The 12,270-nt window shown below is 50.2% G+C and carries 10 protein-coding genes; 4 read left to right on the top strand and 6 right to left on the bottom strand.

Going from position 1 to position 12,270, the window contains the following annotated elements:
- The first annotated feature begins 13 nt into the window (after window positions 1-13).
- Window positions 14-1,366, top strand: coding sequence for a transposase (locus tag JMI88_RS08455; protein WP_201361374.1), 1,353 nt, complete (start codon window positions 14-16; stop codon window positions 1,364-1,366).
- Between the two features lie 385 nt (window positions 1,367-1,751).
- Here JMI88_RS08455 and JMI88_RS08460 read toward each other — a convergent pair whose 3' ends face one another.
- The 3 genes from JMI88_RS08460 to JMI88_RS08470 are packed head-to-tail and all read right to left on the bottom strand — an operon-like array spanning window position 1,752 to window position 5,032.
- Entirely contained in the window at window positions 1,752-2,657 is a 906-nt protein-coding gene (locus tag JMI88_RS08460) for a carbohydrate ABC transporter permease (RefSeq protein ID WP_201361375.1), read from the bottom strand.
- Between the two features lie 3 nt (window positions 2,658-2,660).
- Window positions 2,661-3,587 (bottom strand): carbohydrate ABC transporter permease, encoded by a 927-nt coding sequence (locus tag JMI88_RS08465; protein WP_236022864.1) that lies wholly within the window; start codon window positions 3,585-3,587, stop codon window positions 2,661-2,663.
- A 41-nt stretch (window positions 3,588-3,628) separates the two neighbouring features.
- Window positions 3,629-5,032, bottom strand: a complete 1,404-nt coding sequence (locus JMI88_RS08470; RefSeq protein ID WP_236022865.1) for an ABC transporter substrate-binding protein — start codon at window positions 5,030-5,032, stop codon at window positions 3,629-3,631.
- Window positions 5,033-5,453: 421 nt separating this feature from the next.
- On the opposite strand from JMI88_RS08470, the gene JMI88_RS08475 reads away from it, so the two are divergent.
- A complete protein-coding gene (locus JMI88_RS08475) occupies window positions 5,454-5,801 on the top strand; it encodes a hypothetical protein (RefSeq protein WP_201361376.1) in 348 nt (115 codons plus the stop codon).
- A gap of 105 nt (window positions 5,802-5,906) precedes the next feature.
- On the opposite strand, the gene JMI88_RS08480 is transcribed toward JMI88_RS08475, so the two are convergent.
- Complete coding sequence (locus JMI88_RS08480; RefSeq protein ID WP_201361377.1) at window positions 5,907-6,659, bottom strand: 3'-5' exonuclease; 753 nt, start codon at window positions 6,657-6,659, stop codon at window positions 5,907-5,909.
- Window positions 6,660-7,308: 649 nt separating this feature from the next.
- Here JMI88_RS08480 and JMI88_RS08485 point away from each other — a divergent pair.
- Window positions 7,309-8,574 (top strand): acyl-CoA thioesterase/bile acid-CoA:amino acid N-acyltransferase family protein, encoded by a 1,266-nt coding sequence (locus tag JMI88_RS08485; RefSeq protein WP_201361378.1) that lies wholly within the window; start codon window positions 7,309-7,311, stop codon window positions 8,572-8,574.
- Between the two features lie 211 nt (window positions 8,575-8,785).
- Complete coding sequence (locus JMI88_RS08490; RefSeq protein WP_201361379.1) at window positions 8,786-9,001, top strand: hypothetical protein; 216 nt, start codon at window positions 8,786-8,788, stop codon at window positions 8,999-9,001.
- A 64-nt stretch (window positions 9,002-9,065) separates the two neighbouring features.
- Here the strand turns inward: JMI88_RS08490 and JMI88_RS08495 are convergent, their stop codons facing one another.
- Both JMI88_RS08495 and JMI88_RS08500 read right to left on the bottom strand, forming a co-directional pair.
- Entirely contained in the window at window positions 9,066-10,244 is a 1,179-nt protein-coding gene (locus JMI88_RS08495) for a D-glucuronyl C5-epimerase family protein (RefSeq protein WP_201361380.1), read from the bottom strand.
- A gap of 471 nt (window positions 10,245-10,715) precedes the next feature.
- Window positions 10,716-11,999, bottom strand: coding sequence for an NAD(P)/FAD-dependent oxidoreductase (locus JMI88_RS08500; RefSeq protein WP_201361381.1), 1,284 nt, complete (start codon window positions 11,997-11,999; stop codon window positions 10,716-10,718).
- Window positions 12,000-12,270: the final 271 nt, after the last annotated feature.

Raw genomic sequence — 12,270 nt, forward strand, 5'->3', positions numbered from 1 at the left:
AAGGAGAAAAACCATGTCAAGCCGACCCCATCATACGCAAAAATGTCTGACAGAGCAATCCCTGGGCCAGATGGATGATGCCCAATGGCAAGAGATCATTGCCCTTTTACCGCCGGACGTCAATGAGCAAGCCTTCATCCATCACGCTTTTACACGCGCCAATGGATTGCGGTGCCCAACCGATTTGCTGCGTGGCATTTTTGCCTATGTGTTTTGCCTGGGTTCTTTCCGTGAGGTCGGAACCTGGTCAGTGAGCACGGGACTCAGTACCAATGGAGCCCGTTCGTGGGCCAAACGGACACGTCAATCCTCCAGTTGGTTGCTTGCGATCGTGCAAACGCTGTTGGTGTCCACTCAGCCAGAGGAGGTACTGGATCTGCCCAAGGACTTCACCGGACGAATCCGTCTGGTAGATGCCACCCATCTCCGCACCTGGAAACGCTCGGGAGAAAGTCGCCGTTTGCACTGCAGTTATGATCTGCTTGGCAAACGGTTAGACCAGGTTCTGTTGACGGATCACCATGTAGGCGAAGGGCTCAAACACTTCCATGGACATCGTGGAGACATCTTTGTCGGTGACAGTGCCTATTGTCGTCGCCAAGCGATCCTCGATCAACTGGATGAAGGGGTCGATGTCGTGACCCGTTTGCATTGGTCCACGATGCCGTTGCTTGAGGCCGACGGCCAGACGCCATTTGATCTCTCTGGCTGGCTGAGCCAATTGGAGCCAACCGGCAAGGGAGAAGCCAGCGTCGTGTTCCAGGTGCGGAAGCGTCAGCAGCCTATGCGCCTGCTGGCGGTTCATCTGAGCCCTGAGGCGGCCAAACGAGCGCACAGCAAGCGCAAGGCCAAGGCACGCAAGAATGGGAGCACCAACCAGGCATTGACGATCCAGATCGCTGATTGGTTGGTGGTGCTCACGTCTCTGCCCGCAGATCATTGGTCAGCAGAGCAGGTGCTGATGCTGTATCGCACGCGCTGGCAGATAGAACTGCTCTTCAAGCGCATCAAGCAACTGGTGCGTTTGCACCGATTGCGCAGTGAACACTTCCAAAGCAATCAAGCGGTCTTGGCTGCCATGATGGTAGGCTGGATCTTACTGGAACAGCAAGTCAGCCAAGTGCGTCGTGCATTGCCAAGCAAGCCGACAAAGCACGCAGCCGGACCAGTGAGTACCTGGGCGATATGTGCTCTGCTCGCTCAAAGCCTACGCACAATGATCGTGGGCACTTGGACGTGGTCGCAGATTCGAGCGTCACTGTCACAGTTGCACCCTGTGCTGATGTATCATCCACAAAACCGCGTACATCAGGAATCAGAGACGGTCACGCAACTGGCCCAGACGCTGTATCTCTCATCCTTATGAGGTCTCTTTCGTTGATTCAATTGTTCATGTACTGCTTACGTTCGCACCTATGGGGGCACAGCCCCCACCCCCCCAGTCAAGGGGCTGACCGCCCCTTGCATCCCTGCTTGCCTGGCGCGAATCCAAAAAACCTATACCTGTAAGGCGCGGACGCCCCAATCTCTTTTTTATGTGTTAATGCAAAAAATGCGCAGTGCGCATTTTTTGCATTAACACATAAAAAACCTTTTGAGCGCCGAAGGCGCGTAGCGTCAGGGGCCGAAGGCACAAAAGTATGCTTTCCCAACACGCTCTATTCATGAGTATGCAAAAAGGCCAGTCAAAAAGGCCAGTGCTGAATTTACTTCACGCTGGCCTTTTTGTTCACCCGGTTGTTATGTTCTGACTAGCCCTTAACACCTGTCAATGTGATGCCCTGAATAAAGGTTTTCTGGGCAAAAAAGAATAGCACAATCACAGGAATTAACATGACGGTACTGGCCGCCATTAAGGCGCCGAACTCAGTACTGTACTGTCCCTGGAAGAAAGAGAGGCCCAGGGAGACAGTGTAGCGCTGAGAGTCGCTGAGATAGATCAGGGGTCCCAGGAAATCGCTCCACGATCCCAGGAATTGGAAGAGCGCAACTGTGGCGAGGGCTGGTTTGGATAGTGGCAGGATCAGCTGCCAGTAGATGGCCAGCTCGTTAGCTCCATCGATGCGCGCCGCTTCGGACAATTCTTTGGGAATCGTCATGAAGAACTGCCGCAGCAGGAAGATGTAGATGGGTATGCCGCAATAGGTGGGGATGATCAATGGTAGGTAGGTATTAACCCATCCCCAGGCTTTGAACAACGTGAAGAGGGGTACCATCGTGACGTAAAAAGGAATCATGGTGGTAGCCAGGATGGTGATAAACAGCGGTGTGCGCAATGGCCAGTCGATCCTTGATAGTCCATAGGCCACAAATGAGCAGGAGAAGACTGCTCCGATAACGGCGAACAGACAGATGACTAATGTATTGAGCACATAAGATCCGAAAGGAACCGCCTGTAGTCCATAGATATAGTGTTCCAGCGTCACTGGATCAGGAAACCAGACAATCGGGAAGGCGCTCAGTTGCGCGTTGATCTTTAATGATCCGGTCACCATCCAGAAAAACGGGATGATGAAGAGAATGCTCAGCACAATCAAAGCGATGTGCGCCAGCATCTGTGTTCTTGGCTTAGCCTTGAGGTTGGATTCATCGCGCTGTGCCGTGGCTGGTCTGATAACTTCTAAATCTTCTGAATAGAGATTTTCTTGTACGGCCATGATTTATGCTCCTCCATAATAGACACGCCTGGCAACTACTCGGAAGGTAATTGCTGTACAGATTAAAATGATGATGAAGAGGACCCAGCCCATCGCGTTGGCATAGCCGACCTTAAAATAGCGGAAGGCATTCTGATAGAGGTACAGTGCCGCGATAAGGGTGGAGCCTGCCGGATCACCATTGCCGTTGGTGAGCACAAAGACCGGCGAGAAGTATTGAAAACCAGCGATCAAGCCTGTGATCAGCGCAAAGAACAGATGCGGACTCAGAAATGGTAGCGTAACATGGCGGAAGCGATTCCAGGCGGTGGCCCCATCGACCTGCGCTGCATCCTGTAAATCGCGTGGTACATCCTGCAATCCAGCCAGCAGAATGATCATCAGGTTTCCAACGCCCCACAGGCTGAGAATGATCAGGGTTGGTTTGGCCCAATCGGGACTGGACAGCCAGCCAGGTCCGGTAATACCGAATAGCTGCAAGATGTTGTTGAGGATACCATACTGAGGGTTAAATACATAGCCAAAAACGACGGCGGAGGCCACGATCGGCACAATACTTGGCAGGTAAAAGATTGTGCGATAAACGGCGATGCCTTTCGTTCTGACATTGAGTAATAGCGCCAGCGTAAGCGCAACAAGGATGCCCAGCGGCACCGAAAAAATGAGGATGTAGACAGTGTTGTAGAGTGAATTCCACCAGTTGTCATCACTAAAAAGATCGATATAGTTAGTCAGACCAATAAACTTAAATGGCCCGAACATCGAGTACGAGGTGAAACTATAATAAAAGGACATGATCAACGGATAAGCAGTAAATAAAAGGAGGCCGATAATGGCCGGTGAGGTAAAGAAGAGACCCCACAGGAAATTTCGGCGCTTTTGGGGACTCCATTTTCTTTTCTGGACACTCTGCACATGTATTGTAGACACCAGAACCTCCTTGTTGTGCTATATCTGTGCATCGTTACGGGCTACAGGCCATGCTCGCGGTTGAAATCATCCCACTCTTTTGTCGTGCGTTTTTTGACTTCCCTGAGGGCCTCTAAGGGGGTCATCTTGCCATATACGGCCTCTCCAACCAGGTCGTTGAGGATTCCAGCATAGAATGATCCAACCGGAATCGCGGGCCGGGAATGTTTGGCATTGATAAGAGTAGTATAGAATGGAGCCATTACTGGGTCATTCTTGATTTCTTGTAGCACCGGAGCTTTGTTATAGCCAGGTGGGAAGCCAACCGTGTCCCATTGGGCTTTTGTACCTTCATCGCTGATGCTTACCCACTTAATGAATTCCCAGGCCGCATCGGGATTTTTCGCACCGGTGGGGATAAATAAGCTCCATCCACCCAGCCAGCCTCCTGCGCCTGGCTGCGTGGCTCCTGGTCCCTGAGATGGCAAGAGCCCGGCACCGATCTTCATGTTAGGGAGGGCTTTCACGATGTCGCGATAATTGGTAGCCACCAGGGGGGCCATCCCCACATTGCCAGTCGAGAATGGATGTAATTGCAGGTTAGGTGGACTGACCGCTACATGGTCAGCGCCCCCAACGCTTTTGGCATACTGCACGATCCATTCCAGCGCCTTCACAATGTACTCATTATCGGGTGTTACCATCTGCTTCTCGCGATCGTAGAACTCGCCACCAAAGGCCCAGCCCCAGGTAAACAGGGAATTGCTGGCCCCATAATTATCCCAGGGTATCATGCCGATGCGGGAAATATTACCATTGGTGGTCTTATTGATCTTCTTTGAGAATTCATTAACCTCATCAATGGTTTGTGGGCCTTTGTCGGGATCAAGCCCGACCTCTTCAAAAACCTGCTTGTTCCAGAAGAAAGGGAAATTAGCGTCGGCATCCCATTGTACCTGCCAGACCTTCCCTTGCCAGTTCATATCGTTCCAGGCGGCGGGCCAGAAATCATCTCCAGTTATGCCTGCTGCCTTGATATAGGGGGTCAGGTCGGTCATTACGCCCAGGGCGGCCCATTGCGGGGTACTGAACGGGGTTAATTGTGCCAGGTCGGGTGGATTTCCACCGGCGATGGCTGTTAGCAGCTTGGGATTATCACCGCCGCCACCACCACCGGCGGGCGCGTAGGTGATTTTGATGCCGATCTCAGATTGGGCCTCCTCGAACTTGCGTGCCAGGTTGACCCAATGATCGTTGTCAACGCCACCGAACACATTATAGAGTTCGATAACCGTTTTTCGTCCCTGCGCAGCCTCTTTACCTTGCGCAGATAGAGTGGGTGAGGGCGCTCCCATGATGACGCCACAGCCCGAGAGCGTGAGGGCGGTCGTCCCCAACCCTATTGTTTTTAAGGCCGTACGGCGGCTGAGCCGACGTGCCAAATTGCGCTGAAGATTGTTGGTCAATGCCTTCTCCTTTGAGGTAACAGACAAACTCTCTTAGCCAGGCAACCGGGTTACATATAATATGACGATCTTGAGCATATGGTTTTAACATATTTCTTAAGCAATTTCTTTGATTTTACAAAAGTTTCATTTTACTATCATATTTGTTGTATAAATTCCTATAAACAGAACATAATCATAATTAATAGAAATCTAGATAAAACCAAATGAAATTTACAGGCAATTTTCAGCTCTCCTCCCTGCCCTCGAGCAGGGAGGAGAGCTGAAAATTGCCTGTAAATTGTATGACCCTTGACAGCGCAATGGTTATCATATATGTTATGCTTGTGGCGTGAAAAATGATCTGAAAATGTCTTGTACAGCTTATTTCTTTTTTTGTCGCTGATGAGATAACCATCATAAAAGCGGAGGTTTCAGAATCATGCCAGAGGAAGTGAACAGAGCGCCAGATGCAAATGAGCAGCCGCAGAATCCAGAGCAGTTTCAGGCGGCCCGCGATACAGCTGAACAGCAGCCGCAGAATCCAGAGCATCTTCAGGCGGCCCGCGATACAGCTGAACAGAAGATTCGTCAAGCGATCGACCAGTATGCATCCAAGATTCCCGGTGGCGAGCAGTTTGCCAGCCAGGCCAAGGAAGCCGCGGCGGGAGTGCTGAATACGCTGGAGAGAGGGGCGGGGAACCGATTGGGTGGTGTTGTAAATAGCGCCAGTGGTTTTCTCGGAGGGTTGTTTGGGAAGCGCAAAAAGGAGGAACCTCCTCCCAGTTAGTTGCAGGCACTTTGTTGCGCAAGCTGTTGTAATATAGGCTGGCATTCCGGCGGTTGGGTGCAACACACTCGCTGCTGGAATGCTTGTTTTTTGCGCTGCTCTCTATCAGGATTCCAGGCTGGCCAGGACCAGCAGCAACTGCCTGACCGCTTCAGCATTTTCGCTGGCCTGCTGGCTTCCGGTCCCAATTCCAAACTCAGCACATGCCTCGTTAAGATCATAGATCTTATATTCACGCTCCGAAACTTTTTCTCCGGCATATACTGCATATTTGGCCATCATGCAGTGCGAGACAATGGCTGGTAGAGCCAGTTGGTAACGCGCCGCAGCCTGGCGTAAGCTACGTAGATAGAAGGCCGCATTATAAATAATCAGCTCATTTTGAATCAATAGCGGATAGATCTGAGGCCAGATGTCTGGAAAGGTCGGCGCCTGCGCCAACATGTTGGTGGCGATCCCTTGCTGATTTCCATCCATAGCTGTTATAGGTTGACTCGGCTTGATGAGTGAATTAAAGACCATCTGTCCATAAATATCTACGATGGCCAGTTCAATGATTTCATCGCTGCCTGTGATATTAAGCGTTTTGCTGGCAAGAATCAGAGGGCGGCGCCTGATAATTTGTTGCGCCCATCGTAGTACCGCTGGTCGTTCGACGGCATTGACTGGCTGTACTGGCGGAGGAGGAGGAAGCGGTTGTGCTTTTCTGTTGCGTATTGCCTGAATAGCTTTTTCTGGCGTGGTCGTTTTGCCCTGTGGATCTTTTAAAATCCACTGATTATTTTCTTTTGCCCAACGATAGCCATGGCGTTTGAGCGTCGCATTCTGTTGGGTTCTTTCCTCATTATCCAGCGCCATTTTACTCTCCTCCTCTCAAGCAATCGATGATCTAGGTGAAATATACCATACTCTTCTTTTCAGGGCAATAAACAGAAATTCCGTGAAAACGCTACTTGTCCGCATCGATAGCGTTATTTATGTTCTGGCTCAGCGTCTCTATTAAGAGAGTGTCTGAAAGCCATATGTTTCGCGCCTTCGGCTCCTGACGCTACGCGCTTACAGCGCTCAAAAAGTCTTTTATATGTTGGTGCAGCAGTCGCGCTTTGCGCGACTGCTGCACCAACATATAACAGCGTGTCTGATTCCCACGCCTATCGTGGTCTCTTTGCCTCACGCTACGCTCCTGCGGAGCTCAAAAGAGGTTTTTATGTTGGTGCAAAATGCGCGCACAGCGCGCGTTTTGCACCAACATAAAAAAGAGATTGGGGACGCCTGCGTTCCCCAGGCCCAGGGACGCTCTAAAAGGGCTCGGGCGCGTATGCGCCCGCCCGTATGGGGGCGCTTTACTTTCCAGCGTCATGGACTTCAAATACTTTCCAAGTAGATGTATATAAATACATTTTCTGTGAAGGATGCACAGCATTCATTTATGGATAGATTTCACTCTGCTACGGGTCAAATTGTATGATAATGCTATGACTTCATTGGATAGAGGAATATAAAGTAGATGGTTGTTCAATTGCAGGTGACGCCTCAGCAGGCTTTGGTTGATATCCCGGTAGAGATTGTTTGCTCGGGTTGTCAACCTGGACAAATGGTGACGCTGCGCACAAAGGCGCAGGATAGTAATCAGCAATCGTGGGATGGGTACGCTACCTATCAGGCTGATGAGCAGGGCGAGGTGCGTCCCGGACTTCAGGAGGCGCTGTCCGGCACCTATCGTGGCGTTGATGCGATGGGATTGTTCTGGTCGATGCAAGTGAAGAGAAAAAGGCATATACCGCCCACCTTTGTCTGGCGCGATGAAGAGCCACTGCATGTGCAGCTAACGGCTGAGATTGCCAGCCAAACGGTGGCGCAGGCCGATATAGAGCGTGTCTTTGTCTCACCAGATGTGGAGAAGGTGATATTGAGCGAGCAAGGACTCGTTGGTACCCTGTATCATCCTAAGGCGGCGGAATGCTATCCTGGCGTGCTTATTCTAAGTGGTTCCGATGGCTCATTGCGTCCCAATCAGGCCGCCGTACTGGCATCTCATGGCTATGCCGCTTTATCGCTGGTCTATTTCAATGCCCCGGGACTGCCCAATACGCTGGCAAATATACCGCTTGAATATTTTGAAAAAGCTATTGCCTGGTTGCAGGCGCAGCCTTTTGTGAATGCGGAAAAGATTGGCGTCATTGGCCTGTCGCGCGGTGGTGAACTGTCCCTTTTATTAGGAGCAATGTTTCCGGCTATCAAAGCTGTTGTCGCGGGCTCGCCGAGCGGTATCACCCATGCTGGTCTGGGACGCAACGTGGCCACCTGGACATATCATGATGAGCCTTTTCCTTATCCCAGGCCGCGCTTCACTTTCTGGTCATGGCTCTCCTGGATGACCAACTGGTTGAAAGGACGCGCTTTTGAGCTCAAGAGCATCTTCATGTTGTCGCTGCAAGATCAAGAAAACGTGGCCAGGGCGACCATTCCGGTGGAAAAGACCCGGGGACCCATTTTGCTCATTTCTGGCGATGAGGATCAGATGTGGCCGGCCAGCTTGTTTTCCGAGATGGTAGTCCAGCGCCTGCGCGAGCAGCAGTTCCCCTATGCCTATGAGCACCTGCTCTATGCTGGTGCCGGCCACTTTGTCTGTTTTCCTTATGGTTATCCTCACTTTCCTCCGGCATATCTCCCCCAGAATGGCATGGCCTTTGGAGGGAGCGCCGCCGCCAATGCTGTCGCGCTCAAAGATTCATGGGAAAAGATCCTGGCTTTTTTTGCGCAGAATTTATAGTTTCTTTCTGCTCAGAATAGCACTCTGTTTCTTAATACGACAGAACGGTTGGCTGCTACTAGCACGAATGGTTCATTCTAGTGTTGACCAGGCTGCTATATAAGTTGTTATATGTATATGAGGATGTGCTTGCATATAGAGCACTTCTCTGATTCTGGGCCATTTTTTTATCGTTTTATCATCTATTTCTTATAGAAAGGTCTATTCCACTATGAAATCAACCAAGCTGATGCTGATGGGCATTTTGCTGATGCTACTGGCTGTATGTCTGGCCACCAGCATTTCGCAGGCTCTCTTTAATATGTCAGCCAGCAATCCTCCTTTTATCTTGAAGCTATTTCCTGGTATAGAGGCGTTTCTGGTGGTGATCGGTTTTGTGATGGGGGTAGTGGGATTTTTTCAGCAGGATGTCACCAAACGATTGTAATGTTTGATGATGAGTGGACGTGTATTCCTGAGGTAGAAGCAATACACGTCCGCTCATGAGGTGTTTAGAAGGGCACTGTGGGCATTTCAGTTTGTTGCAGCGCATCCAGGGCTAATCCCATCGCTTCGGTCGTGAAGTAGTTCTCAGATTGTGGCTGCCCATTGGCATCGTTTGAGACGTAAATCTGGAAATCTGGCGTCATCCGATAGAAGTAGCCATGATACGTTGGCTCATAGAACTTGTTGGCCAACAAAGAGATCAACTGCTGCTGCTTATCCAGATACATTTGTGGCTTGCCAAAGGTCCGCATAACCTGATTAAAGCGGTAGAGCCCGATCAGGGCATGGGCCTGCGCTCTGGTCTCTTTATATTTCTGTTCTAGCTTGCCACCGTTCAAATCCAGGGCGAAGTAGAGTCCTCTATTGGTATGATCCCAGAGCCCGCTATCGATCAACATACTTTGCAACACCTGGTTGGCTATATCCAGATACTGCTGATCATGGACCAGCATATAGGCTTCCATCAAGGCCTCGACAACGCTGCCCTGGGTGCTGGGTTTCGCTTGATCATTGGTTACGACCTCGGTACCGTCGCTGTTCACCGACATGTTGTTATAGAAAAGGTGCGATTGTAAATTGTATGAGGCTGCCACAGCGATTTCCAGGGTAGATTTGCCCGCCTGAAACCAGGCTGGCTGATTCAAGCGTGTACCTGCATCCATCAGTGCCGCCCCGGCGGTAATAGAATGTTCGACGCTGTATACACCGGGTATATGCGACTTATTGTAGAGCAGATTCAGGTTTGTATCATACCAGTGGGTATAGTAGTTGCTGGCCGCCATACTGGCTTCTTCGGTGAGCACTGGATCATTCAAGAAGAACCCATCGCGCAATAAATAGAAGTAGACCCACCCTTTTGGCAGATTGTAGTTGAAGAACTCGTAGTGGACGATGGGAGACATCTTCTGAATCTCCAGGTCGTAGCGGGTGTCGTCAGGGTGCAGATATTTGTATTCTGCCAGCGCGTTGAGATAGAAGAGGTCCGTTTGTATGTCGTGACTGGTGGGCGGATTGTTGTTGGTGTTGGGATTGACTCTATTGATCTGTGTTGGATCATTCATCATCCAGTTGATATAGAGGCCACCAGTCGTGAGCGATTTGGTTTTTGCGTTGGGATTAAAGCCGTTGGCGGTGATATTGAGCAGGACCTCTCTGGTTACCTGATCAATGCCTGGATCTAGCACGCCGCTCTTTAGCTTGCCATGAGCTGCATGGGTTTGTATGCTGAATAGCATACTACTTACAATATAAGACAATATGAATAGAGCAACCAGGGATGCTTTACACCTTTTCCGCATCAGCCACCTACCACTTCTTTATCTGAGGTTATTATATCTACTTGTATTGTACTGGGTGCCATAAAAGGTAAGAAGAAATGTGATAATCTGGCTTGCGGGTGTCGGCCGCCGTTTCAAGTAGAGGTTTTTGTTGTTCTGCTGATTGATGAATGGAAACATGACATCGTTTTTTTTGAACATATTCATGTGTGGAGCGAGAAATCGGGCGCAAGGCCCGAACCTATTGGGATCATGCTTCTTGAAGGTTCCATCACATGGGCCATCGAAACACATCAAGGAAAATGGCACCCATAGGTTCGGGCTTTGCGCCCGATTTGCACCCATGACGAGCGATTCCGCCCCTCGGGGATGGCCCGTTTATTTGAGGGTGGCAAGATCAAAATGGGGATCTGCCAATTGCTGTGGATTTTGTACTTTTGCCTCGGAGGCAATCAGCTCACGTAGGAGATCCATCTGGGCATCGTCGTTGACCATGAAGGCGGCGCGCAGAACGCCCTTCTCCACATAGAGGGCGGTAAAGGTGCCTTTAGACATGTCGCCGCGAATGACGCTCTGGGCCTGATTGGATGGATAGCCTAGCATGTTAATGGAGAGGTCGAACTGGTCGGAGAAGAAATATGGGATGTGGCGATAGGGGGTATCTCCTCCAACCATATTGGCGCCGACGACCTGGCCCGATGCCATTGCATTATCCCAGTGCTCAAAATGCATGATGTCCACGAAAGGATCTGGATAGGCTGCCACATCGCCGGCGGCAAAGATGTCCTCGACCTGTGTTTCCAGGTGTTGATCGACAATGATGCCATGTTTCTTGTCTATCTCTAATCCACCGGAGGCGGCTAATTCGGTATTGAGTTGAATGCCGATGCCAGCAATCACAAAATCGCAGGGAATTTCTTCGGTTTTACTTTTGTCGTTGACAGAGGCGATGCGTACTTTGGCTATCTGACCATTGTTGCCAGCTACAAATTCGACCGCGCTATAACCATAGCGCAGCGTGGCTCCTTGCTGCTCGAATTTTTGCTGGAAGAATTGTGACACTTCGGGTGAGACCATTGTGGGCCAGATACGCTCCTGAGGCTCAACGATCGTGACTTTGGCTCCTTTGGTCAGCGCGCTGGCTGCACCTTCCAGGCCAATGAAACCTGAACCTATGACGACAACCTGCTTTCCTTTACTGATATTTTCGCGAATGGCCTTCGAATCATCCAGTGTGCGCAGCAGGTATACTCCTGGTAAATCTGCTCCCGGCAGGTTTAACTGACGTGGCCGACCGCCGGTGGCCAGTAGTAGCGTGCGGAATTTGAGGGTCTGCCCATTGCTTAGTTGCACCGTACGCGCTCGAGTATCCAGGGCGGTTGCCTCAGTTTTTTCCAGCAGCTCGATGTGCTGCTCTTTATACCATGCTGGTTGCTGTACGTAGACGCCCCCCTCACCATAGACCCCATCTTCATTTATTTCGCCGCGTAGATATTCTTTTGAAAGCGGAGGTCGATGATAAGGAATATGATCTTCCTGTGTTACCAGTACAATGCTACCCTTACTATCCTGTTTACGAATTTCTTCGGCCGCCGTGGCCGCTGCTAATCCGCCACCAACTAATAAATAATCGATGACGCGCTCAGAATCTTGCATTACCATGCTAATGATCCTCTCTTTTCACTATTCTACCTGTATACCTGGACTAGCGAATCTGCTTCCGATGAAGTCGCGCGGGAGATCTTTATCCCTGACATATATACATTATTATTTGCTCCACAGTTTCCATAATTGCCATTTTATGTATTTGTTCTTCTATGTACAGAATAATTGTATAAAGCGCATTTATTGTCGATGTTAGTTGTATAACAGCTTGAGGGATATCCCCGTTGGGGGCAAAAAATGCGCTATGCGCATTTTTTGAAAAGCTTGC

It is taken from the genome of Dictyobacter formicarum (assembly GCF_016587435.1).